37 protein-coding genes and 1 tRNA gene are annotated in these 20,025 nt (G+C 70.2%); 31 read left to right on the forward strand and 7 right to left on the reverse strand.

Translation table 11 applies throughout. From position 1 onward, the window contains the following. Positions 1-36: 36 nt before the first annotated feature. A complete protein-coding gene (locus M3Q35_RS36655) occupies positions 37-282 on the reverse strand; it encodes a hypothetical protein (protein ID WP_273937126.1) in 246 nt (81 codons plus the stop codon). A 373-nt stretch (positions 283-655) separates the two neighbouring features. Continuing rightward, positions 656-952: a hypothetical protein gene (locus M3Q35_RS36660; protein ID WP_273937127.1), complete on the reverse strand. Its 297-nt coding sequence runs from the start codon at positions 950-952 to the stop codon at positions 656-658. Here M3Q35_RS36660 and M3Q35_RS36665 point away from each other — a divergent pair. Continuing rightward, positions 951-1,583, forward strand: coding sequence for a hypothetical protein (locus tag M3Q35_RS36665; protein ID WP_273937128.1), 633 nt, complete (start codon positions 951-953; stop codon positions 1,581-1,583). The two genes, M3Q35_RS36660 and M3Q35_RS36665, sit on opposite strands and share 2 nt — an antisense overlap. Further along, positions 1,580-3,094, forward strand: a complete 1,515-nt coding sequence (locus M3Q35_RS36670; protein WP_273937129.1) for a recombinase family protein — start codon at positions 1,580-1,582, stop codon at positions 3,092-3,094. Before M3Q35_RS36665 ends, M3Q35_RS36670 begins: the two co-directional genes overlap by 4 nt. A 58-nt stretch (positions 3,095-3,152) precedes the next feature. On the opposite strand, the gene M3Q35_RS36675 is transcribed toward M3Q35_RS36670, so the two are convergent. Together M3Q35_RS36675 and M3Q35_RS36680 are read right to left on the reverse strand one after the other, a co-directional pair. Beyond that, entirely contained in the window at positions 3,153-3,338 is a 186-nt protein-coding gene (locus M3Q35_RS36675) for a hypothetical protein (RefSeq protein ID WP_273937130.1), read from the reverse strand. Next, positions 3,338-3,583: a hypothetical protein gene (locus tag M3Q35_RS36680; RefSeq protein ID WP_273937131.1), complete on the reverse strand. Its 246-nt coding sequence runs from the start codon at positions 3,581-3,583 to the stop codon at positions 3,338-3,340. Before M3Q35_RS36680 ends, M3Q35_RS36675 begins: the two co-directional genes overlap by 1 nt. A gap of 321 nt (positions 3,584-3,904) precedes the next feature. Between M3Q35_RS36680 and M3Q35_RS36685 the strand changes: the two genes are divergently transcribed. From M3Q35_RS36685 to M3Q35_RS36800, 24 genes are all read left to right on the forward strand, one after another. Further along, a complete protein-coding gene (locus tag M3Q35_RS36685; RefSeq protein ID WP_273937132.1) occupies positions 3,905-4,297 on the forward strand; it encodes a helix-turn-helix domain-containing protein in 393 nt (130 codons plus the stop codon). 204 nt (positions 4,298-4,501) lie between these two features. After that, entirely contained in the window at positions 4,502-4,819 is a 318-nt protein-coding gene (locus M3Q35_RS36690; RefSeq protein ID WP_273937133.1) for a hypothetical protein, read from the forward strand. Positions 4,820-4,844: 25 nt separating this feature from the next. After that, complete coding sequence (locus M3Q35_RS36695) at positions 4,845-5,279, forward strand: hypothetical protein (protein ID WP_273937134.1); 435 nt, start codon at positions 4,845-4,847, stop codon at positions 5,277-5,279. After that, complete coding sequence (locus M3Q35_RS36700; protein WP_273937135.1) at positions 5,276-5,740, forward strand: hypothetical protein; 465 nt, start codon at positions 5,276-5,278, stop codon at positions 5,738-5,740. The genes M3Q35_RS36695 and M3Q35_RS36700 overlap by 4 nt, the downstream gene beginning before the upstream one ends. After that, on the forward strand, positions 5,737-5,931 hold the full coding sequence (locus M3Q35_RS36705) for a hypothetical protein (protein WP_273937136.1): 195 nt from the start codon (positions 5,737-5,739) through the stop codon (positions 5,929-5,931). Before M3Q35_RS36700 ends, M3Q35_RS36705 begins: the two co-directional genes overlap by 4 nt. Then, entirely contained in the window at positions 5,924-6,529 is a 606-nt protein-coding gene (locus M3Q35_RS36710) for a hypothetical protein (protein WP_273937137.1), read from the forward strand. Before M3Q35_RS36705 ends, M3Q35_RS36710 begins: the two co-directional genes overlap by 8 nt. Next, positions 6,498-7,187: a hypothetical protein gene (locus tag M3Q35_RS36715; protein WP_273937138.1), complete on the forward strand. Its 690-nt coding sequence runs from the start codon at positions 6,498-6,500 to the stop codon at positions 7,185-7,187. Before M3Q35_RS36710 ends, M3Q35_RS36715 begins: the two co-directional genes overlap by 32 nt. Beyond that, the gene (locus M3Q35_RS36720) at positions 7,184-7,474 is read left to right on the forward strand and encodes a hypothetical protein (protein WP_273937139.1); all 291 of its coding nucleotides are present in this window, start codon (positions 7,184-7,186) and stop codon (positions 7,472-7,474) included. The genes M3Q35_RS36715 and M3Q35_RS36720 overlap by 4 nt, the downstream gene beginning before the upstream one ends. Beyond that, complete coding sequence (locus M3Q35_RS36725) at positions 7,471-7,677, forward strand: hypothetical protein (RefSeq protein ID WP_273937140.1); 207 nt, start codon at positions 7,471-7,473, stop codon at positions 7,675-7,677. Before M3Q35_RS36720 ends, M3Q35_RS36725 begins: the two co-directional genes overlap by 4 nt. Beyond that, positions 7,674-8,027 (forward strand): hypothetical protein, encoded by a 354-nt coding sequence (locus M3Q35_RS36730; protein WP_273937141.1) that lies wholly within the window; start codon positions 7,674-7,676, stop codon positions 8,025-8,027. Before M3Q35_RS36725 ends, M3Q35_RS36730 begins: the two co-directional genes overlap by 4 nt. 53 nt (positions 8,028-8,080) lie before the next feature. Next, positions 8,081-8,419, forward strand: a complete 339-nt coding sequence (locus M3Q35_RS36735) for an HNH endonuclease (RefSeq protein WP_273937142.1) — start codon at positions 8,081-8,083, stop codon at positions 8,417-8,419. Next, positions 8,416-8,715, forward strand: a complete 300-nt coding sequence (locus tag M3Q35_RS36740; RefSeq protein WP_273937143.1) for a hypothetical protein — start codon at positions 8,416-8,418, stop codon at positions 8,713-8,715. Before M3Q35_RS36735 ends, M3Q35_RS36740 begins: the two co-directional genes overlap by 4 nt. A 519-nt stretch (positions 8,716-9,234) precedes the next feature. Next, the gene (locus M3Q35_RS36745; RefSeq protein ID WP_273937144.1) at positions 9,235-9,561 is read left to right on the forward strand and encodes a hypothetical protein; all 327 of its coding nucleotides are present in this window, start codon (positions 9,235-9,237) and stop codon (positions 9,559-9,561) included. Next, a complete protein-coding gene (locus M3Q35_RS36750; RefSeq protein WP_273937145.1) occupies positions 9,558-10,055 on the forward strand; it encodes a zinc finger domain-containing protein in 498 nt (165 codons plus the stop codon). Before M3Q35_RS36745 ends, M3Q35_RS36750 begins: the two co-directional genes overlap by 4 nt. A gap of 44 nt (positions 10,056-10,099) precedes the next feature. Continuing rightward, entirely contained in the window at positions 10,100-10,333 is a 234-nt protein-coding gene (locus tag M3Q35_RS36755) for a hypothetical protein (protein ID WP_273937146.1), read from the forward strand. Continuing rightward, a complete protein-coding gene (locus M3Q35_RS36760) occupies positions 10,330-10,569 on the forward strand; it encodes a hypothetical protein (protein WP_273937148.1) in 240 nt (79 codons plus the stop codon). Before M3Q35_RS36755 ends, M3Q35_RS36760 begins: the two co-directional genes overlap by 4 nt. After that, positions 10,566-10,922 carry a hypothetical protein gene (locus tag M3Q35_RS36765; RefSeq protein WP_273937149.1) on the forward strand — a complete coding sequence of 119 codons (357 nt, stop codon included), beginning with the start codon at positions 10,566-10,568 and terminating at the stop codon, positions 10,920-10,922. Before M3Q35_RS36760 ends, M3Q35_RS36765 begins: the two co-directional genes overlap by 4 nt. 12 nt (positions 10,923-10,934) lie before the next feature. Beyond that, on the forward strand, positions 10,935-11,129 hold the full coding sequence (locus M3Q35_RS36770; RefSeq protein ID WP_273937150.1) for a hypothetical protein: 195 nt from the start codon (positions 10,935-10,937) through the stop codon (positions 11,127-11,129). 71 nt (positions 11,130-11,200) lie between these two features. Continuing rightward, positions 11,201-11,899, forward strand: coding sequence for a hypothetical protein (locus M3Q35_RS36775; RefSeq protein ID WP_273937151.1), 699 nt, complete (start codon positions 11,201-11,203; stop codon positions 11,897-11,899). A 198-nt stretch (positions 11,900-12,097) separates the two neighbouring features. Continuing rightward, on the forward strand, positions 12,098-13,522 hold the full coding sequence (locus tag M3Q35_RS36780) for a recombinase family protein (RefSeq protein WP_273937152.1): 1,425 nt from the start codon (positions 12,098-12,100) through the stop codon (positions 13,520-13,522). Then, complete coding sequence (locus M3Q35_RS36785; RefSeq protein WP_273937153.1) at positions 13,519-13,764, forward strand: hypothetical protein; 246 nt, start codon at positions 13,519-13,521, stop codon at positions 13,762-13,764. Before M3Q35_RS36780 ends, M3Q35_RS36785 begins: the two co-directional genes overlap by 4 nt. Continuing rightward, positions 13,761-13,919 carry a hypothetical protein gene (locus tag M3Q35_RS36790; RefSeq protein ID WP_273937154.1) on the forward strand — a complete coding sequence of 53 codons (159 nt, stop codon included), beginning with the start codon at positions 13,761-13,763 and terminating at the stop codon, positions 13,917-13,919. The genes M3Q35_RS36785 and M3Q35_RS36790 overlap by 4 nt, the downstream gene beginning before the upstream one ends. Next, positions 13,916-14,077 carry a hypothetical protein gene (locus M3Q35_RS36795; protein WP_273937155.1) on the forward strand — a complete coding sequence of 54 codons (162 nt, stop codon included), beginning with the start codon at positions 13,916-13,918 and terminating at the stop codon, positions 14,075-14,077. Before M3Q35_RS36790 ends, M3Q35_RS36795 begins: the two co-directional genes overlap by 4 nt. A gap of 168 nt (positions 14,078-14,245) precedes the next feature. Continuing rightward, a tRNA-OTHER gene (locus tag M3Q35_RS36800) sits at positions 14,246-14,325 on the forward strand. Positions 14,326-14,423: 98 nt separating this feature from the next. On the opposite strand, the gene M3Q35_RS36805 is transcribed toward M3Q35_RS36800, so the two are convergent. Continuing rightward, positions 14,424-14,837 (reverse strand): hypothetical protein, encoded by a 414-nt coding sequence (locus tag M3Q35_RS36805; protein WP_273937156.1) that lies wholly within the window; start codon positions 14,835-14,837, stop codon positions 14,424-14,426. A gap of 91 nt (positions 14,838-14,928) precedes the next feature. Here M3Q35_RS36805 and M3Q35_RS36810 point away from each other — a divergent pair, with 91 nt between their 5' ends. After that, positions 14,929-15,306: a holin gene (locus M3Q35_RS36810; RefSeq protein WP_273937157.1), complete on the forward strand. Its 378-nt coding sequence runs from the start codon at positions 14,929-14,931 to the stop codon at positions 15,304-15,306. A gap of 4 nt (positions 15,307-15,310) precedes the next feature. Here the strand turns inward: M3Q35_RS36810 and M3Q35_RS36815 are convergent, their stop codons facing one another. Further along, complete coding sequence (locus M3Q35_RS36815; protein WP_273937158.1) at positions 15,311-15,739, reverse strand: hypothetical protein; 429 nt, start codon at positions 15,737-15,739, stop codon at positions 15,311-15,313. Beyond that, positions 15,724-15,924: a hypothetical protein gene (locus tag M3Q35_RS36820; protein ID WP_273937159.1), complete on the reverse strand. Its 201-nt coding sequence runs from the start codon at positions 15,922-15,924 to the stop codon at positions 15,724-15,726. Before M3Q35_RS36820 ends, M3Q35_RS36815 begins: the two co-directional genes overlap by 16 nt. Positions 15,925-16,212: 288 nt before the next feature. Between M3Q35_RS36820 and M3Q35_RS36825 the strand changes: the two genes are divergently transcribed. The 4 genes from M3Q35_RS36825 to M3Q35_RS36840 are packed head-to-tail and all read left to right on the forward strand — an operon-like array spanning position 16,213 to position 19,990. Beyond that, on the forward strand, positions 16,213-17,607 hold the full coding sequence (locus tag M3Q35_RS36825; protein ID WP_273937160.1) for a DNA methyltransferase: 1,395 nt from the start codon (positions 16,213-16,215) through the stop codon (positions 17,605-17,607). Positions 17,608-17,610: 3 nt separating this feature from the next. Then, positions 17,611-18,069 (forward strand): phage terminase small subunit P27 family, encoded by a 459-nt coding sequence (locus M3Q35_RS36830; RefSeq protein ID WP_273937161.1) that lies wholly within the window; start codon positions 17,611-17,613, stop codon positions 18,067-18,069. Then, positions 18,035-19,744 carry a terminase large subunit gene (locus M3Q35_RS36835; RefSeq protein WP_273937162.1) on the forward strand — a complete coding sequence of 570 codons (1,710 nt, stop codon included), beginning with the start codon at positions 18,035-18,037 and terminating at the stop codon, positions 19,742-19,744. The genes M3Q35_RS36830 and M3Q35_RS36835 overlap by 35 nt, the downstream gene beginning before the upstream one ends. A 48-nt stretch (positions 19,745-19,792) precedes the next feature. Beyond that, entirely contained in the window at positions 19,793-19,990 is a 198-nt protein-coding gene (locus M3Q35_RS36840) for a hypothetical protein (protein ID WP_273937163.1), read from the forward strand. Positions 19,991-20,025 lie beyond the last annotated feature (35 nt).

Below are 20,025 nucleotides of genomic sequence, written 5' to 3' on the forward strand. Positions count from 1 at the left end.
GGAAGGGCCCCTTACTGGCGTTGTCTTGCCAATCATCTAGGCCCCCAGTCTCGGGGGCATGACCACACACAACGCCTCTGACGAGGCAAAACAGGCCGTCGGCGTCCACGTCTTCTTCAGCAGCGAGGAGGCGTACGGGGCCAGCCAGTGCCTCGACGAGATCCAGGACGGCGACGTCCTGTACGTGCCGACCGAGGGAATCGTCGGGATCCTCGTCGGGGCCTGGCCGGTGGCCGTGACCGACCAGGCCGGCGAGTTCCACCCGCTCCACGAATCGATCACCGACCAGGCCGCCTACTGGGCGTCACAGTCGGGTGGGCAGTACGAGGAGAGCTTCCGGGTTGCCTTGGCGGTGATTCCGCCGGTGATGGACGCACCGGCGGAATCAGCCGCCGTCCTGTACTACCAGTCGCCCGGTACCCGGGTCCCGCTGAGCGTCCAGCGCCAGACCGCCGACGCCCGCCAGTACTGCGCGGCCTACGGCTGGTCGCTGATCGGCGAGTTCCACGACCACGGCCAGCTGCCGAAGGCTGACGTCCGGCCGTCCTGGGCTGACTTCGTGTTCACCGTGGCGGCCGGCGCCGTCGGTCTCGCCGTCCTGGACCGCAAGCCGGTCGACATCAACGAGTGGATCGGCCTCACCAAGGCGTGCGCCCTACACGACGTCGCGCTGTACGTCGCCGACGGCGACCGCAACTACCAGCTCACGGGCAACTTCGGCCGCTACCTGGAGATCACCACCGAGCGCGCTGTGGGCGACGTCACGGCCGCCGAGCCGCCCGGCGACGGCGGCAAGAACCGGGCAAGTTCCAACGGCCCGCTGACCGCCTGCCCATACGCCTGCGGCTTCGACGGCACGCCGAGCGATGTAGACGACCACGTGACCTACCTGGTGTCCATGGGCGACGCCGACCACCAGACCCTGCCGGGCTCGGCGCGCGGGGGCGGGCATGACCACGACGACCGCCACCACCGCCCAGTACAGCAGCGCTCGCAGCAGTGCCTACCTGCCGGAGGGGCTGCGCCGGTACTGCGACGTCAACGGCCTGACCAACGTCGTCGAGTACCACGACGGCGACGGCTTCAGCAGGAACCGCGGGCCGCGCTGGGCCGACATGCTGTGCGAGGTCGCCGCCGGGAACGTGGCCGCCGTGGTGCTGTCCGACCTGCCCCGGCTGGGCGAGGACTGCGCCGCGCTGGTGACCGCCTGCCTGACGCACGGCACGCCGGTGCACATCGTGTCGCACGGGCGCGTCTACCAGCCCGAGGAGTTCACGGGTCCAGCCAGGTTCGAGGTCGCCGGCACCTACACGCTGTCGGCCGAGCCGTCGGCGCTGAGGATTCGGGCAATGGCGGGTCGGGCAGCTGGCCGGCGCGCGGCGACCGCCAAGCGGGTGCGCGCCGAGTTGGAGCGGCTGGAGGAGAACCTGGCCGGCATCGGGCAGGCGGTCCGCGCGCACGCCGATGGCGTGCTGGACGCCAAGCCGATGCCCGTCGACCACGTGCGGCACCTGGAGCAGATGCTGGAATTGGTCAACGGCGAGGTCGCCAAGCTCCTGGACGTGGTCGGGGGTGCGCAGTGACGCAGCTGATCACCGACGCCGCCAACCCGATGCTGACCCGCACCGCGGCGGACGTCATCTGGGTGGCCATCTACGACCGGGTGAGCGACGACCGCCGCCAGGACGAGCGGTCGGTCAAGCGGCAGAACGTCGCGAACCGCAAGGCCGTCGACAGCCACGGGTGGCAGGTGTTCGACACCTACACCGACAACTCGATCAGCGCGTCGAGGTTCGCCAAGAAGGAGCGCAAGGACTGGGGGCGGCTGCTGGCCGACCTGGAGGCCGGCCGTGTCCAGGTGCTGATGTTGTGGGAGTCCAGCCGCGGCGGCCGTGAGCTGGAGCGCTGGGCGCGGTTGCTCAACACCTGCCGGGACCTCGGCGTGTTGATCCACATCACCAGCCGGAACAAGACCTACGACGTCCGCAACGCCGACGACTGGCGCACGCTGGCGGACGACGGGGTCAACAGCACGTCCGAAAGCGACATGATCAGCACCCGCGTGCGGTCGGGGATGCTGACGGCCGCCGAGATGGGCCTGCCGGCCGGCAAGGCGGCGTACGGGCTGTACCGGGAGTACCACCCGCGTACGAAGGCGTTGCTGGGCCAGTACGCCAGCCCCGACGAGGCACCCATCGTGCACGGCATCTTCGTGCGGTTCGCCAAGCACATCAGCGCAACCATGATCACCAAGGAGCTGAACGAGGCGGGCGTGCCGGCGCCGCAGGGCGGGACGTGGACCCCGGCGTCCGTCGTGCAGATGGCCAAGCGCCGGATCTACATCGCCGAGCGCGTCTACAACGGCCTGGTGTACGAGGTGGACAGTCCCACGCTGGTGTCCCCGGAACTGTTCTGGGCCGTGCAGCGGGTGCTGTCGGACCCCAAGCGCCAGCCGCACCGCAAGGACAAGTACATCCCGGGGTCGGCCGTGCACGTCATGGGCAACCTGGCCGTGTGCGACGTGTGCGACGGCCGGGTGAGGGTCAACACGATGAAGCGCAAGCGGGGGCCGGTCCGGGTCTACAAGTGCCGGAAGAACCACGTGTCCATCGATGCCGACGGGTTGGACGAGTTCGCGTTGGCCATCGTCACCGACCGGTTGTCCCGGCCGGACCTGTTCGAGGCCATCGCGACCAATCCCACCGACAACAAGGCGATTGGCCAGCTCCGCGCGAAGATCAGGCAGTTGGGGCAGGAGATCACCGAGGCCAAGCAGTTGGCCAAGGACTCCAAGTTGTCCCTGGCCGACTACGCCGAGATCAGCCAGGCCAAGCGCGAGGAGGTGGAGAGGCTGGAGGCCGAGGCCCGCATGGCGTCGGTGCCGGCGACCTTGCGGGGGCTGCTCACCCCGGACGACCGCCTGGGCGACATCGCCGAGCGGCTGGAGGAGCTGTCCCTGGCCGGCCTGCGTGAGGTGATCCGGACCGTGGCGGAGATCCGCGTCGGGCAGGTGGGGCGCGGGCGTAAGGTGCCCCTGACCGACCCAAGCCGGGTGATTGTGCGCTGGCGCAACGCCGAACCCGCTGCGGCTTAGGCGGCCACGCACCACCTACCGCCCCGGCGGTCAGCACACGCTGGCCGCCGGGGCGGTGTCATGTCCGGGGTGCCGGGATGTCCAGGTCCAGCTCGGCTTCGACGTCGTCGAGGCGGGCCGTCAGGCCGTCGACCCGGCGGGCCATCGCGTCGTGCCAATCGATCGCCTTGCCCACGGCACGGCGGCCGGCGCACACCGCGGCCACGGTGCCCACCAGGACGCCCAGCGTCGCCTTGTCGGTCATCACTGCCCTCCCCGTAGGTCTCCGCTCACCGTCAACACCCACTGCATGAACGCGCCGACGGTGTCGAATTGGGCGCGGGCATCCCGTATCCACTGCTCGTGCGCGCTGGTCACGGCGGGCGCGTCGCGGGCGTCCAGCGTCTGCTCCAGGTACCGGGCGGCGGCCAGGTGCACGCCGCTGTTCCACTCGGGTGCAACGTCCAGGGCGCGCAGCTGGTCCGGCTTCAGGCCGGCCACTTCCGCCATCGCCGCAATGGTCTTGCCGCGCCCCTCGACCCGCGTAGGCCGGCCTTCCACGGTGCGCCAACCGTCTTCGGTGTGCCGCCATGCCTTGCCAGTGATTTTGTAGCCGTACTCGACCGCGGCTAAAGCGGCCTGTTCGGGGCTGGATATGCCTCTGGCCAGGCGGGCTTCCCTGATCAGAGCGCCCCACGGCGATGGATTCCGCACCGCGTCACGGTAGTAGGCAACTTCGGTCCAAGTCGACTACTCGACCGAGTGAAGTTCCAATCAAGTGCCGCCAACGTTCTAGCGGACCGATCAAAGTTCCATCTAAGTTCTAGCGCCATGGCCGAGATGCCAACCACGAAGAAGTCCCCGGTACGCCTTCACCACGACCCCGAGGCGCTGCGTTGGGCGCGGCTGGCGAAGGGATGGAAGCAGCAGGAATTGGCGCGAGAACTGGGAATCCTGCCCACCACGCTGTGCCAGATGGAGGCCGGCACCCGATCGGCCGGGCCGCGGCTGCTGCCGAAGGTGGCCGCCATCCTGGGCTGTCCCATCAGCATCCTGGAAGCCAAACGCAACCCGTCCAAGCACGCCGCCGCGCTGCGCGCGCTGGCCGACCTGGTCGAGCTGTACCCGGACCTGGTCACGTGCGGCACCTACCTGCGGGCGGTCGCTGACCCGCCCGAGCTGGAGAACCCCGAGTTTCCCTTGCCGGGCAACGAGGCGGCGTGATGGTCAACCCCGAGACGCTGGCCGCCGCGCGGCGGCTGGTGGACCACGCGCCCCCGTTGGTGCCGGCCGCCCGCGACGCCCTGGCGAGCATTCTCCGCCCCAGTGCGCCGCTGGGCGGGGTCGTCGTCCCGACGCGGCGACCCCGCCCGGACTGCCCCGAACAGCCCGCGCCCCACCAGCCTGACACAGCCGAAGGGGGCGACGGTGAACACCCCCGGCCGTAGCCCTGAGCTGTCGTCGGCTATGCGCGACCTGGTCGCGCACGTGCTGGACATGGTGCGCGTGGACGCCGTCGTCTGGTGGCCCGGCTGCTGGGGCCGCATCGAAGGGTGGGGCCACGCCAACGGTTCCCGCCTCGACGCCGCCGAACGTGCCGCCCTCGATCACGCCGCTGGCGACGAGCTGGTGTCGCTTGGCCCCGTGCTGACCCCGTACTACCGCCGCCGACATGTCCGCCTGACCGCCGCCGGACAGCAGTTCCTGGCCGCGGCCCGCGACACGGCCACGTCGTCGGCGTCCTGACCACACACCTTTTCCTGGAGTTCCCGTGTCTCTCAAGGAGAACGCCGCCGCGCAGGTCGCCGGCCTGCGCGCGTTGGCCGACCTGATCGAGTCCAACCCGGACCTGTTGGGCACCTCGACCTACATGCGCGCCCTGAACATCTGGTGGGCGCTGGACGCCAAGCAACTGGCCGACATCGCCCGCGCCGGCCTAGCGCACGGCGCGACCGTGTCCAAGACCGCCTATGGCGACACCTACAGCATCGGCCTGGACTTCGGCGCGGTCACCGCGCACGCCCTGGCCATCCGCACCCGTGTGTGCGAACGGGTCGTGTTGGGCGTGGACACCGTCACCCGCCACGTGCCCGACCCCGACGCGCTGGCCAACGTCCCGACGGTCGAGGTGACCGAGACCGTGGAGCGGGTGGAGTGGAAGTGCGTCCCGCTGCTGGCGGAGGCCACTGTGGACGGCGCGGCGTGAACATGTACCCGGACTCGATCGAGCAGGCCATGGAAGCCGCCGAGGTGTTCACGCGGGTGGCCGATGCCCGGCTGGCCGGCCACCACGACGCCGCCGCCGACACGCTCAACGCGTTCATGCGCCACGACTGCGACACCGACAAGCACGAGTGCGAGGCCGCCGCGTGGCGGCTGTGCTACCTGGTCACCAGCGGGGCCATGGTCACCGCGGACGCCCTGCGCTGCCAGAACCACCCCCAGCCCGGCGGGTTCTGGGGCCTGGTCCCGCTGATGGGCACCGTGGACGACGCCCCGCCGTGCGACCTGGCCGCCATGCGGGTGCTGACCGCGGAGCTGAACCACGACCACGCCGCGGTGGTCGACGTCATGAACGCGTTCTGCGCCGAGCACGGCATCGTGGGCGTGGTCGGGTTGCTGGCGGCCATGTTCGGCATCTACTCGGCAACGGTGATCGCACCGTGAGCGTGACAGCCGTTGTCCTGATTGGGTTTCTGGTCCTCACCGTGGCCGGTCTGTCCCTGGCCCTGTTCTTCCTCATGCGGCACGCGTCCCGGCGTGTGGACCGGATCTTGTCCGAGGAGCTGGGCCACCGCGGCGCACACGAGCGCTACGACGAGGAGCTACGCGCGTGGCGGGAGGCACCCCGTGACTGATGACCCGAAGTCCTTGGCGTTGGCCATGGTGGTGCTGAAGTTCGTGGCCGACAAGATCAATCCGGCGGTGCGGGAGCTGCGCGCCAAGGCCGGCGCCGCGCTGGACGCCCGCGACCGGGTGACCGCGCTCGGCCCCGGCGGCGAAGTGTTGGGCACCATCACCAAGTCCGCGCCGAAGCCGGTGGCCGAGGTGACCGACGTCGAGGCGTTCACAGCGTGGATGGACGCCCACTGGCCCGACCGCGTCGAGCACGGCGCAACCATCGTGCCGTCCATGATGGACACCGCCATTGCCGCGCTGCGCACCTACGCCCCGCACGTGCTGCGCCACCACCAGGCGGTGCTGCCGTGGGCGCTGGCCGAGGTGCTGCGCACGTCGGAGGCGGCCAAACAGCCGGTGGGACCGGGCGGAGAGCTGGACGTCCCCGGCGTCACCGTCACGACCGCCACTGGCACCGTGTCGACCCGCATCGACGCCGAGGCGCTGCCGGTGCTGGCCGAGCTGCTCGCCTCGGGCAAGGTCCGGCTGGACGGCACGCTGCGCCCCGAGCTGCCCGGGGTGCGGCATGACCCCGGAACAGGCCAAGGAACTGCGTAAGCCGTTCCCTGCCAACGTGATCGGCAAGTTGCCGCGGGTGACGTGCCGGGCGTGCGCGCACGCGCAAGGCCGGGTCTGTGGCAACCACCGCAAGGCCCGGTGCGGGGTCTGCGCGTCGTTCATCACCTCCGCTCACATCCACCTGGATTACGTCGGCCACGCTGAGGTGACCGATCGGCTGCTGGCGGTGGATCCGGAGTGGACGTGGGAGCCGCTGGCGCTCGACGCGCACGGGCTGCCGCTGTTCGACGGCAACGGCGGGCTGTGGATCAGGTTGACCATCGCCGGGGTGACCCGCATCGGCTACGGCGCGGCCGACGGCAAGTCCGGCCCCGACGCGGTCAAGGAGGCCATCGGCGACGGCATCCGCAACTCGGGCATGAGGTTCGGGGTCGCCCTGGACCTGTGGGGCGCGTCCGGCGCCGGCGCCGGCGAGCCCGCCGACGAGGCGGCCGACCCGCTGGCCGACACCGACGAGGCGGCCACCCTGCGCGCCAGCATCGCCACCGAGGCCACGGCCAAGGGCTACGCCCTCGACGACGTCGAAGCGGTGTTCGCGCGCAGCATGAACACCGACATCCGGGCCGCCAGCCCCGCGGTGCTGGCGGAGTTCCTGGCCGCGGTGCGCGGCTGGAAGCCGGCCGAGGGGGCGGCGTGATCGACTGCGCCTTCTGCGACACCGGCGAATGCATCATGTGCGGCACCGGCATTGACCACCTGTACGACCCGGACCTGTACGACGCCGACCTCTACACACCCGAGCCGTCGCCCTGGGCCAACCACATCTTCGAGTTGAAGGTGGACGGCGAGGACTGCGCCGACGACGCGTGCGTGTGCCTGGTGCAGCTGCTGTCGGATGCCAAGCGGGAGACCGTGGCCTACGGGTCCGGCGACGCGATGCGCTGGAACCCGTCCATGCCCATAGCCCGGTTCGGTCCGTCATGACCCGCTGCGTGCACGACATGGTGCCGGAGTGGTGCGCGTTCTGCCTGCGGCTGCCTGACCTTCCCGACGACAACGACCACCGGCTCGCCACAGCGAGGCCGGACCCGACCGAATGCGCGCGGTGCGGCGGCAAGATCCAGGAGGACGACGAGTTCGGCCGCGATCCCATGGGCGACTACGTGTGCTGGCGGTGCGTCTGGTGACCCCGCTCAACCCCGTCCAGATCGAGCAGGCCATCCGCACCTGCGCCGACCGCATCCACCGCGGCGTCGTCATCGTGTCCAACGCCGAGGCCGCCGCCCGCAAGGCACGCCGGGACTACGACCTGGCCTACGCCTTGGCCTACAAGCACAGCGACGGCCCGGCGCACGAACGCCGCTACGCCGCGGAGATCGACACGGCCGGCGAACGCGCTGCCGCCGATGACGCGGAGCTGGCGTTCCGCCACGCGGAGCGCACCGCCAAGGCGGTCGAGGCGGAACTGCGGGCGTGGCAGTCGGTCGGGGCGTCGGTGCGGATGATGTACGGCGTGGAGACCGGGGGCACCCGGTGACCCGCAACCCGTTGCCGCGCCGGCCTGTTCCCCGCCGACTCAAGCGCCCCCGCATGGACCCGATCCTGCGCGCCTCGATCATCGATCGGTCCGCCTACGGGTGCGACCTGTGCCGCCGCCCGCTGAGCGAGGACCGGTGGGAATGCCACCACCGGCAGCTGCGGGCCCAGGGCGGCAAGGACAGCCTGGCCAACCTGTTGGCCCTGCACGACCGGTGCCACCAGTGGATCCACCACCACCCCGCATGGTCCTACGGCCAAGGCTTCCTCGTCCCGTCCTACCACGACCCGCTGCTGTGGCGGGTGTGGCGCTGGCGCGCGGTGTGGATGGCCCCGGGCGCGGAGTGGGTGCTGGCCGACCCGCACCCCGAGCAGCGGGGCGGCGCAGCGTGACCCTGTTCGACAAGCCGAAGCCCGAGCCCACCGAGCTGAGCACCACGTTGGCCACCGCCGCCAACCGGCTGGCGGCCGGCCAGGTCGCCAAGTGGACACCGGTCCGGGTGCAGAAGCCGCGCCCGTGCCAGGAGTGCGCGCAGGTTCAGCACGAGAAGCACGGCCAGTGCCCGCCCCGCCGCCAGGCCCGACACCGACGCCGCCACCCCCACGGCCCGGTGCTGGAGCTGTGCGACCAGCACGCGCTGATGTGGCGCGAACGCGACGAAGCCGACGCCACCCGGCGGCCGTCGTGACCGCCGCCTACGAGTTCGACGACGTCCACCAGCAAAGGGGGCAACAGACAGTGTGGTTTCGGGTGGACGACGCGTTCCCGGACAGCCGCAAGGTTCGCCAGCTCGGCGAGCACAAGGTCGGCGCGGTCGGCGTGTGGACGCTGTGCGGCATCTGGTCGGCCCGCACGCTGTCCGATGGGTTCGTGCCGGCCGAGATCGTCCGGGGCTACGACGAGGGCGAGTTCTACGCCGCGAAGCTGGTCAAGGTGCGGCTGTGGAAGCGCGCGCGACACGATGGTGAGCAAGGCTATGTATTCCATGACTGGGGCGACTGGAACCCCACGAAGTCCGACGTGATGGCGGAGCGGGAACGGTGGCGGCGCACCAAGGCCCAGCAGCGTAAGGCCCACAAAGTCCCGGATGTGTCCACCGTGGACTCCTCGGTGGACTCCACCGTGGACTCCACCGAGGAGTCCAGGGTGGTGTCCAAGCGCCCCGTCCCGTCCCGTCCCGTTAAAGAGAAAACCCCCAGAACACTTCGTGTTCTGGACCCCCAAGCGCGGCACCCGCATCCCCGACGACTTCGCCGCCACCGACGCCATGATCAGCTGGGCGCGGGAGAACACGCCGCTGGTCGGCTCGGCCGAGACGGCAACCTTCGTCGACTACTGGCGGGCGGCTTCCGGTGCCAGGGCGGTGAAAGCGGACTGGACGGCGGCCTGGCGGTACTGGATGCGCAAGGCCAACGCCGAGGCCGCACGCCGCACCAACGGCCGCGGCTACACCAGCGCGACCGATGCCAACATCGCCCAGTTCCTCGGCCGCGGCGGGCCGAACCTGCGCGCCCTACCGGGTGGTGAGTCGTGAGGGAACTGGAGGTCCGGGCGCTGCTGGCCACCTGCATGGCCTACGACCACCGCCGCCCCGGGGACGCCGACCTGGCCGCCTGGACCGACGCCGCGACCCGCGGGCGCTGGACATTCGCCGAGGCCAACGAGGCGATTCGCCAGCACTACGCGACCACCGCGGCGTGGATCATGCCCGGCCACGTGGACGCCCGCATCCGCGCCGGCCGCCAGCAGCCGCCCCGCGTGCCGGAGCTGCCGCCCGCGGCGCCGGCCGCCCCCAGCCACGTCCGGGCCATCGTCGACCAGCTGGCCGCCCGGCTCGGCTGGCGCCGGCCGCCGCCGGTCGACGGCGTCGAGGCGCTGGCCGTGCAGTGCCCGAGCTGCCTGGCCGCGGTCGGCCGGCCGTGCACCCGGCAGGTCACCCGCGGCCACCGGCGCGGCCAGCTGGTCGCGATGAACCCGCACCCGTCCCGCCGGGAGCTGGCCGCCCGCGCCGGCCCAGCACCGCCGTAGCGCCCGCCCACGTGCCCGTACAGCCATCGAAGGGAGCCACCCGCATGGACACCAGCCGCTCGTCCAGCAGCAGCCCACCCAGCGCCGATCCGGCGACCTGGTCGGCGGCCGAGCTGGTCGCCGAGGCCGGCGCGTGTCTGGCCCGCCGGGTCCGGCACACCGCGGCCGAGACGCTGCTGCGCGGCATCGGCCTGGCCATCCTCGCCCGCTACCGCCAGCACGAGGCCACGGCCGCCGCCGTACGCGACGCCCTGGCCGACGCCAAGGCGGCCAAGTGACCACCCGGCGGCCGACCACCGGCCTGGTCTGGCTGGCCGTCACGGCGCTGGTCAGCCTCGCCTGGACGGTCAACTTCCTGGCCCCGTTCATCTGGCCGGCCTACCGGCCCGACCCCTCGATCACCAGCCTGTTCACCGTCGTGGTCGGCGGCGTCGTGGCCGTGCAGGTCGAGCGGGCCGACCGGCACCGGGCCGACGCCGGGCCGGACCACGACACCGAAGGAGATCCCCAGTGACCACATCGGACCGTCCCCGCTCCTGGCTGCTGGTCTACCCGCGGGTGGCCGCCGCCGTGCTGATCATCCTGGGCGCGCTGTCGGTGGTGTCGGTGGCCGTGGTCGCCGTCCGGGAACGGCAAACCGTCCAGTGCCAGACCGGGATCAACAACGCGTTCCGCGACGCGCTGACCGAGCGCGCCGACGCCGCCGACACCGAACGCAACGCGCAACGTGCACTGTTCAAAGTGCTGTTGAACCCGTCGGCCACGCCCGCCGACCGCGCGGCGGCGTTGCACACCTACGCCAAGGGGCTGGCCGAAGCCGACGACGTGCGCGCCCGCCACCCGCTGCCCACCAACACCTGCAACTGACCGGGGGTGCCGATGTCCGCAGTACCCCACGTGCTCGACGCGCTGGCCGTCGTCGCCCTCGTCAGCGGTGCGCTGACCTGGGTGTGGATCGGGGATGCACGCTGGGCGGCCACCGGGCTGGGCGTGTCCGTGGTCCTGGTGGTCCTCGCCGCCACCCTGACCGCGCGGGCAGCTGCCCGCCGCCGTGACCGGGGTGAGCGCCCGTGAGGTGCGCGGTGCCCGAGTGCGGCCTGCCGTGCACCGACGCCCGGCTGTGCCGGACCTGCACGACCCGACTGGTGGCCGAGCTGCGCGCGGTGCCCGGCCTGGCCGACGACCTGGACGTGACGCTGTCGCGGCGGGACCGGCGCGGCGACCCGGTCGGCTACGTCCGCAGGAGCACGACCGGCGCGTTGCTGCCGTACAACCCGCGCGCGGCCCACGTCGCCGAAACGCTGGTCAACACCCTGTCGTCCTGGGCGCACCTGGTCGCCGAACGGCGCGGGCTGGACGTGGACGCCGACCGCACGGCCGCCGGGATGGCGCGCTGGCTGGCGGCGCACCGCGACGACGTGCGGCAGTGCGAGGACGCCGCGGCGATGTTCGACGAGATCACCTACGCCACCGGCATAGCCCGCCGGTGCGTGGACGCGCCGGCCGAACGCGCCTACGCCGGACCCTGCGATGAGTGCGGCGCTGACCTGTACGCGCGGCTGGAGAGCCTCGATGTCCGATGTGTACGGTGCGCGACCGTCTACAACGTGAATGACCGTCGCAAATGGTTGCTGGACGCCGCCATGGACATGTGGCTGACCCCGGCACAAATGGCCCGCGCGCTGCCGGGGTTGATCTCCAGGCCGTTGACGACGGCGATGATTCAGGGATACGTCCGTAGGGGGCGGGTTGAGTCCCGAGTGGACACAGACGGTCACCGACGCGTCTCTGTTCGGGCCATCGTAGAACTGCTGCAAATCGTTACGCCCGAACACCATTTTTGACACCACCTTGACCCGATCGAAGGAACGGGGCGCAAGCAACGTTTACTCCAAGCGAGTTAACTCCTTGGTGTGATGGGAGGTCTGTCTTGGTTGACCGAGAAAACACAGAGTGGTTGTGTCCGTCGGCATGTCTCCACAAGTCGGCAACTTTCGGACAAGTCCGGGTGTCGGGTTGCCCTACGGAAGGGAGCCCTGTCCGTGAGCGTTGCCATGGCGCGTGAGGAGTTGCCGCCGCTGGGACGGAAGATCCGGCGGGCGGTGCTGTACTACCGCGGCGCCGAGCGCGCAGAACGGTCAGCGCAACCGTTGGGACTGCACATGCTGCGGAACCACTGCGCAGACCATCGCTACGCCGTAGAGAAAACGTTCATCGACTACGACGAGGGCTACACGCTCGACCGGCCCGGCCTGGCCTCCATGCAGAGCTACGCCCTGCGGACGCGGCCGGACCTCGTGCTGGTGAAGGACTGGAACCACCTGGGGAAAAGGGAGGTTGACCGTGCGCGGATCGTGCAGACGCTGGCCGCCGTCGGCGTGCAGGTGGAATCCGTTAACGCCGTTGGTGATCCCCGACTCACCTGGCCCAGCGACGCACCACGTGGGCCGATGCGCGCATCCCGCCCCGCACAACCCGTGAATGGAGGCCCTGTGCCTACCGCAACCGCCATCCCGGCGCAGAAGACCGGCACGAAGCCGACCCTGGACTACGTGCCGCTGACCGGCCCCGTGCCGGCAGGCCACCAGCGCGGCGAGACGTTCATCCATGAAGACGTCCGCATCACCCCGGAGCTGGCCCAGCAGTTCCTGGCCGTCAACGCCGAGTTCAACCGGCAGTCCAGCCCCGACCTGGAACGCCAGATGGCCGGCGAGATGGAAGCCGGCGAGTGGGACGGAAAGTCCCCGGAGGGCATGGTCTTCGACAACCAGGGCCGCCTCATCGATGGTCAGACACGTTGCCGCGCAATCATTCTGTCCGGCCACGACGGGCTGATTGTCGACGTCCACCACAACTACGACCCCGAGGTGTTCGCGAAGCTCAACCGGGGCCGCAAGCGCACCACCGCCCACACCCTGCATAGCGCCGGCTTCGGCAGCGCCAACCACGTGGCGGCGTGCGTGAACCTCCTGGAGCGCTACCGGGCGTGCTTCGCCACGCCGCCCGTGCCGTACACGGAGTGGCGCAAGATGAAGCTGAGCTCGCAGCGCGTCGTGGACATCGCCAAGGCCACACCCGACATCGTCACCTGCCTCCAGCTGACCGGTCCACTGGCCAACCTGGTGAAGATGACCAAGACCGTCGGCGCGGTCGGCTACTACCTGATCCGCGAGGCGGCCGGCAGAGATCAGAAGCTGTTGGACAAGGCCGAGGAGTTCCTGGCGGGGGTGCTTGACCCGGTCGACGCGGGCGCCGGCCGCACCGACCCACGCACCGCCCTACACCGCAACATCACCCGCGCCAAGCTGAACGGCGTGAAGAAGTCGCACTCCGAACAGCTCGGGCTGTGGCTGCGCGCGTGGGAGATGTTCGTCAAGGGCGAGCAGACCAACGCGCTGAGTTGGCAAGACGGCCGTTCGGACATGCCCAGGGTCTACATGCCGGGGCGGGTGAGGCGCGGTAAGTGACATCCGACGGGGGGACAGATGCACTACGCGCACAGCTGGAGGACCAGGAAGCAACCGTCGTCGCCATCATCGGATGCGACGACGTCAGTCAGGGCGCTTACCAAGCGCTGAAACGGATCCTCGACCTCTGCGACCGCGAGACGTGGGACGCGGGCGGGCTGGGCGTGATCCTCGTCCGTGAGGTCCGCGACACCATCGCCGAGGCCCTTGACGAACACGACTTCGGGGGCACATGCGAATGAGCGAACAGCCGCCGCCCGCCGACACCTTCCCGTGCAACGTCGTGCTGGTGTACCCGAACGGCAACGAGCTACGCGTGGTGATCACCAGCGTGGACGAGCTGGGGTACGCCGTGACGGCGGCACTCAACCGATGGCAACGTGAGGAAAATTCATGAACAGGGTGTCCCTGGCGCTCGCGGCGATCGCCGCTGGCGTCGCGCTACTGGCCCTCGGGCTGGACGCGCTGATGAACAAGCTCGACGCCGCGCGCACCGCGGCCGGCGCCGTAGACGACCCCGGCGAACCCGTCGCGGGCAACTTCGAGAGGGGGTGATCATGGCCTTACCCGGCTAGCTGTCGCCGGCAGGTGTACCCCACGTTGCGCCCGAGCTGGGCGACGCGTACGTTGGTGGAAGCTGGCGACAGGTGACAAACCTGTTGCAACGCAACACTTTCCCCGAAATTACCACCGCTGGCCCGTTCCCCCAGTACGGGTTCAGCCCCCGGCGTAACTCAACTGGCAGAGTCGCGACGCGCAGCACGCTGCCGCCGCTGTTGCGGGTTCAAGTCCCGCCGCCGGGCCGAGGCTGGCACATCTGACACGCCGCGCCCATGCCCCCATGCTGGGCGGAAGTCCTCCGAGGCGACATCGGCCACCGCCGCGGATCGTGCCGGCCCATCTAGCGCTCGGTCAGCCGGAGAATCCATTCCGCCTTCTCGTTTAGTTCCAGCTGGGCCTCCAGAACAGCCCCAGTCACCGCGAAGACCAGCTTGTCCAATGCTTCGGGATCATGCTCAAGGTGGTATGCCGTCATCGCCATGAAGACGCGCCACTCGGCCTGGAACTTCTGGTCTGAGTCGAGGTCGCCGACAAGTTCCCAAGCGGGGCGATGCATGGCCTCGTCGGTCCGTACCAGTTGAGCTAGAACGACGATGCCCGCGCGCTGCCGTAGCAGCACTGCGGAGCTGAGTGCCTCGGCGGCCTGGAGGTAGACGGCCCAGCGGGACGCGCACTCGTGCCCGATGTTCACGGGGCCGTTGATCGTGCCGGCCTGCACGACGTTGTGCGCGCTACCGTTCAGCTCGTTGGACATGCCGGCCAACCTAGCGCGCAGGGCCGCGGACGTTAGCACAAAATACTCGGGCGGTACTCCAGAATTTTCGTGGTATGGGCGGGAGGAGTTGTTGCCTCGTAGCCCCTTGTCGGCCTGCACGACGCCGGGCTGCCCGAACACGTCCACCGGTGGCAAGTGCACCCGGTGCCGCGCCGAGCAGCGCCGGGCCAGCGACCAGCAGCGCGGCAGCCCGGCGAGCCGTGGCTACGGCCGGCAGCACCGGGAGCGGTTCCGTGCCGGGGTGCTGGAGCGCGACCCGGTGTGTGTGCTGTGCAACAGCGCGCCGGCCACGGTCGCCGACCACCACCCGCTGAGCAGGCGGCAGCTGGTCGACTACGGGGCCGACCCCGACGACCCGGCCTACGGCCGCGGGCTGTGCAGCACGTGCGACAAGCGGCAGACAGCACAGCGCCAGCCCGGCGGCTGGAACCGGCCCGCTGAGACATGACGGCCTACTCGATCTCCTCGTGCAGGTCTTCGGTCAGCCCCTCCGCCTCGGCTTGATCAACGACTAGGCCGTCCATCGCGTGAGGCGTGTCGCCAGCCGCGGCCGGTGCCGGGTACCACACTTGGAAGTGGAAACCTAGCCTGTCGGGACTAGCCTCCGGGTCGTCGACGCCAACGAGGCGATACCGGCTCGACCACCGGGCGTTCTTCCTGCCTTCAAAGGACAGGATGGCTATGAGCAGGTGGCCCATAAGCTGTCGACGCCGTGGATCAGGTTCGGCCAGGGAGTACCTGATTCCTGCCTGCATGAGGTTCTCGGCAGCGTGAATCCTTTCCATCGTGGGCTCGACACTGGCGAACCATGCCCGTACGAGCTCGATGATGGCACCAAACATCTCGTTGTTCGCACTAAGCAAGATCACCAGTGTCGCCATCGCAGAGGCTTCCTGACCGGCGACCTGGAATCCAAGGCTGCGCCGGCTTCCAGGTAGACCAGCAGCGGCGAGGCGCTCTCCTGGCGCATGACCACGCCGCCGTGGATAACCCCGGCCTGGACGGTGTTGCCGCTGTGGCCGGAGACCACGTTGGTGGTGTTCGTGCCGGGCGTCTCGTTGGTCATGCCGGCAGTGTGCACGATGGCAGCGGGTCTGAATTAACTGTGAGTTAAGCGGGGTGACCTGGCCGAGCCTCCACCAGGCCACCCCTGTGCCCACCGGGGAAGTGAGGCGGTTGATTCGCCTGCGTATACCGGTTGCTTGGAGGTATCCCCGCTGTAGGCGTGGTCAGGACCCTAGCCCTGCACCTTGTCAAGAGGTGAGGGGGTCGAAATCGCTGGCTTCAAGATCACTTGACCGCCGGGGTAGTCACGCGCACAGCGTGACAAGTCTGACGAACTGGGTAGTTGATCATGCCGCTGCAGAAGGCATTTCCGCTGGTCAAGCAGTCTTACGAGCTGGTCGGTGTTGATCGACTGACCCCGCACCCGGACAACCCCCGCCGCGGGGACGTCGGCGTCCTGGTCGACAGCATCGAGGCCAACGGCTTCTACGGCGCCGTGGTGGCCCAGCTGTCCACCGGCTACGTCCTGGCCGGCAACCACCGGCTGATGGCCGCCCGTGAACACGGGCTGACCGTGCTGCCGGTGGTGTGGGTCGACGTGGACGACGAGGCGGCGCTGCGCATCCTGTTGGTGGACAACCGCTCCAACGACCTGGCCGACTACGACCAGGACGCGCTGGCGGTGCTGCTGGCCGGGTTGGAGGACTTGGCCGGCACCGGCTACGCCGAGCACGAGCTGGCCGCGCTGCTGGAGCCGTCTGAACCGCCTGACAGCGCGCCGGACGACGTCCCGCGGCAGTCGCTGGCCGAGCGCTTCGGCGTGCCGCCCTTCACGCTGCTGGACGCCCGCCGGGGCTACTGGCGCGACCGTAAAGCGGCCTGGCTGTCGCTGGGCCTGCGGTCGGAGCTGGGCCGGTCCGGCGGGCTGACGGGATCGTTCGACGACGCCGCGCGGGCCAAGGCCGCCTACAACGGGCAGGCCCCGACCGGCGCGAGCTGGGAGGCCGGGACGTCCATCTTCGACCCGGTGCTGGCCGAGCTGCTGCTGCGCTGGTACACCGCGCCGGGCACGGCCGTGCTGGACCCGTTCGCCGGGGGCGCGGTCCGCGGCTTGGTCGCCGCCCGGCTGGGCCGCCGGTACACCGGCGTGGAGCTGCGCGCCGAACAGGTCGAGGCCAACGGGCAGGCCGCGGTGGACTGGATGGGCCGCGGGCTGCTGACCGCTGCGGCACCACAGTGGATCGTCGGCGACGCCCGCGACATCCGGGCGTTGGTGCCGAACACCGCATCCGGGACGTACGGGATGTTGTTCACGTGCCCGCCGTACTTCGACCTGGAGCGCTACAGCGACGACCCGGCCGACCTGTCGACCGCCGCCAGCTATGAGCAGTTCCTGGACGGCTACACCGACGCCCTGGCCGCCGCCACCGACCGGATGACGGACAACGCCTTCGCCGCCATCGTCACCGGCGCGGTCCGCGACCGCCACGGCTACGTCCTGGACCTGCCGGCCGACACGAGCCGCATCATGGCCGGCCTGGGCTGGCGGCTCTACCAGGACGCCGTCCTGGCCACCCCGACCGGCAGCGCCGGCCTGCGCGCGGCCAGCGCGTTCCTGAAGTCGCGGAAGCTGGCGCGGGTTCACCAGATGGTCGCCGTGTACCACCGGGGCGACATCGGCGCGGTGCGCAGCTGGCCGGCGCCGGAGGTCGGCGAGGTGCTGGAGCTGGACGGGGAGGACTAGGCGATGTACCGGGGTGGACCCGCGCCGAAGCCCACGGCGCTGCGGCTGATCGAGGGCGACCGGGCCGACCGGATCAACCCGGCCGAGCCGATCCCGCGCGGGCTGCCGCCGGTGTGCCCGGACGGGGTGTCGGACGACGTGCGGGCCATCTGGGACTACACGGTGGCCGAGCTGGACGCGATGGGCACCGCCGCCGCGGCCGACCGCGACGCCCTGTTGTGCTACTGCGAAGCCGTGGTCAGCCATCGGCGGGCTTCGGCGGTGCTGGCCAACAGCGCGGTGTTGGTCAAGGGCATCCACGGCGGCATGGTCCGCAATCCCGCGTTGCAGATTCAGCGCGACAGCGCGGGCATCATCCGTGCGTTCGCGCAGGAGTTCGGCCTGACACCGAGTGCGCGCACGCGCATCGAGGTCAAGGGCGCAAGCGATGACGGAAACCCCTTCGCAGGCACGGGCACCTGACCTCCAGCTGGCCCCGGAAGTCTTGTGGTACCTGGAATCGCGCGGCATCCCGCTGCCCGAGTGCCCGCCGAAGCTGGCGACGCCGTCGCCGGGCGAGGTCGACGGGGCGCGGTTCGACGCGTCCCGTGTGGACAAGGTGCTGAAGGTCTTCTCGCTGCTGCGCCACACACAAGGCAAGTGGGCGGGCCGGCCGCTGAAGCCCGACCCGTGGCAAGTCGCCTACATCTTGTGCCCGGTGTTCGGGTGGGTCCGGCGCAACGATGACGGCGACTGGGTGCGGGTGGTCCGCAGGCTCTACGTGGACATCCCGCGCAAGAACGGGAAGACCACGACGGCGGGCGGCATCGCCACCTACCTGACCGCGGCCGATGACGAGGCCGGCGCGCAGGTCTACGCGGTGGCCGCCGGGCGCGACCAGGCCCGGTTCTGCTTCGACCCGGTCAAGGCGATGGCGGAGAAGAGCCCCGCGTTGTCCCGGTTCGTCAAGACGCGCCAGTCCCGCATCGTCCACGAGCCGTCCGGCAGCTACTTCGCCGTGGTGTCCCGCGTCGCCGAGCTGTTGCACGGCGCGAACATCCACGGCGCAGTGGTCGACGAGCTTCACGTGCACGCGACGCCGGACCTGGTGGAGACGGTGGAGACCGGCACCGGGTCGCGCACGCAGCCGCTGGTCCTGATCATCACCACCGCCGACGACGGCCGGCAGCACACCATCTACGCCCGGCGCCGGGACTACGTCGAACAGGTCGCCCGCCGCGCGCTGACCGACGACAGCCTGTACGGCGTCGTGTGGGCGGCCGACGAGCAAGACGACCCGTTCGACGAGGCGACGTGGCGCAAGGCAAACCCGGGCTACGGGGTCAGCCCGTCGCGGGAGTACCTGCGGCAGGCCGCCAACGAGGCGAAGCAGTCCCCGGCGGACCTCGCGAAGTTCCTGCGCCTGCACTTGGGTTTGCGCACGAAGCAGGAGACGCGGTTCATTGACATGGCCGCCTGGGACGCCAACGCGTCCCTGGTGGACACCGCGGCGCTGGTCGGCAAGACCTGTTACGGCGGCCTGGACCTGGCCGCCACGTCGGACCTGACGGCGCTGTGCTGGGTGTTCCCCGACGGCACCGGCGGCCATGACGCGCTGTGGCGGCTGTGGGTGCCCGAGGCGGCGCTGCCGGCGCTGAGCCGCCGCACCCACGGCCAGGCCGACGTGTGGGCCCGCCAGGGGCTGCTGACGGTCACGCCGGGCGACGTCGCCGACTACGACTACATCCGGGCCGCGATCAACGCCGACCGGGAGCGCTACGTGGTCGAGGCCATCGCCTACGACCCGTGGAACGCCACGCAGCTGGTCACCGACCTGGTCGGCGACGACGCGCCGATGGTCAAGATGCGGCAGGGCTTCGCCTCGATGTCCGCCCCGTGCAAGGAGTTCCAGCGGGTCGTGTTGGACGGGTCGGCCGACCGGCCGCGGTTCCGGCACGGCGGCAACGGCGCGATCCGCTGGCAGGTGGACAACCTGGGCGTGGAGATGGACGCGGCCGGCAACGTCAAGCCCAGCAAGAAAACCTCAGGCGACAAGATCGACGGCGTGGTTGCCGCGATCATGGCGTTGGACCAGGCCACCCGTGCCGCTGGTGACGCGCACAGCATGTACGACAGCGCAGATTTGCTTGTCCTGTAAGGAAAACAGAACAGGGGTTGTGCCGTGTGGTCACAGCGGGATCGGCTCATGCGGGCCGCCCTGCGCGCGCGGTTCCTGGTCTTCCTGCGCGACGGCGGCAGCTTCAGCGGCCTGTTGGTCGACGTGGACGACCGCACGGCGATGTTCACCGACGTGAAGTTGGTGCAGGCACACGGAACCCTGCCGGCCGACGGCACGGTGTTCGTGGACCGCGCCCGCATCGCCTACCTCCAGGACGGTGGCTGATGCGACTGTCCAACGGCGACGTCGTCCAGTTCGCG

Origin of the sequence: Kutzneria chonburiensis (assembly GCF_028622115.1) — a bacterium.
Taxonomy (GTDB): domain Bacteria; phylum Actinomycetota; class Actinomycetes; order Mycobacteriales; family Pseudonocardiaceae; genus Kutzneria; species Kutzneria chonburiensis.

What these genes read in the sequence shown, in the direction of transcription:
- M3Q35_RS36825 (WP_273937160.1), top strand. Translation starts at nt 16,213, where the DNA reads ATGCCGCTGCAGAAGGCATTTCCGCTGGTCAAGCAGTCTTACGAGCTG.
- M3Q35_RS36840 (WP_273937163.1), top strand. Translation starts at nt 19,793, where the DNA reads ATGCGGGCCGCCCTGCGCGCGCGGTTCCTGGTCTTCCTGCGCGACGGC.
- M3Q35_RS36725 (WP_273937140.1), top strand. Translation starts at nt 7,471, where the DNA reads ATGACCCGCTGCGTGCACGACATGGTGCCGGAGTGGTGCGCGTTCTGC.
- M3Q35_RS36755 (WP_273937146.1), top strand. Translation starts at nt 10,100, where the DNA reads ATGGACACCAGCCGCTCGTCCAGCAGCAGCCCACCCAGCGCCGATCCG.
- M3Q35_RS36685 (WP_273937132.1), top strand. Translation starts at nt 3,905, where the DNA reads ATGGCCGAGATGCCAACCACGAAGAAGTCCCCGGTACGCCTTCACCAC.
- M3Q35_RS36790 (WP_273937154.1), top strand. Translation starts at nt 13,761, where the DNA reads ATGAGCGAACAGCCGCCGCCCGCCGACACCTTCCCGTGCAACGTCGTG.
- M3Q35_RS36795 (WP_273937155.1), top strand. Translation starts at nt 13,916, where the DNA reads ATGAACAGGGTGTCCCTGGCGCTCGCGGCGATCGCCGCTGGCGTCGCG.
- M3Q35_RS36820 (WP_273937159.1), bottom strand. Translation starts at nt 15,924, where the DNA reads ATGACCAACGAGACGCCCGGCACGAACACCACCAACGTGGTCTCCGGC.
- M3Q35_RS36835 (WP_273937162.1), top strand. Translation starts at nt 18,035, where the DNA reads ATGACGGAAACCCCTTCGCAGGCACGGGCACCTGACCTCCAGCTGGCC.
- M3Q35_RS36680 (WP_273937131.1), bottom strand. Translation starts at nt 3,583, where the DNA reads ATGGCGGAAGTGGCCGGCCTGAAGCCGGACCAGCTGCGCGCCCTGGAC.
- M3Q35_RS36715 (WP_273937138.1), top strand. Translation starts at nt 6,498, where the DNA reads ATGACCCCGGAACAGGCCAAGGAACTGCGTAAGCCGTTCCCTGCCAAC.
- M3Q35_RS36675 (WP_273937130.1), bottom strand. Translation starts at nt 3,338, where the DNA reads ATGACCGACAAGGCGACGCTGGGCGTCCTGGTGGGCACCGTGGCCGCG.
- M3Q35_RS36665 (WP_273937128.1), top strand. Translation starts at nt 951, where the DNA reads ATGACCACGACGACCGCCACCACCGCCCAGTACAGCAGCGCTCGCAGC.
- M3Q35_RS36770 (WP_273937150.1), top strand. Translation starts at nt 10,935, where the DNA reads ATGTCCGCAGTACCCCACGTGCTCGACGCGCTGGCCGTCGTCGCCCTC.
- M3Q35_RS36830 (WP_273937161.1), top strand. Translation starts at nt 17,611, where the DNA reads ATGTACCGGGGTGGACCCGCGCCGAAGCCCACGGCGCTGCGGCTGATC.
- M3Q35_RS36815 (WP_273937158.1), bottom strand. Translation starts at nt 15,739, where the DNA reads ATGGCGACACTGGTGATCTTGCTTAGTGCGAACAACGAGATGTTTGGT.
- M3Q35_RS36660 (WP_273937127.1), bottom strand. Translation starts at nt 952, where the DNA reads ATGCCCGCCCCCGCGCGCCGAGCCCGGCAGGGTCTGGTGGTCGGCGTC.
- M3Q35_RS36805 (WP_273937156.1), bottom strand. Translation starts at nt 14,837, where the DNA reads ATGTCCAACGAGCTGAACGGTAGCGCGCACAACGTCGTGCAGGCCGGC.
- M3Q35_RS36735 (WP_273937142.1), top strand. Translation starts at nt 8,081, where the DNA reads ATGGACCCGATCCTGCGCGCCTCGATCATCGATCGGTCCGCCTACGGG.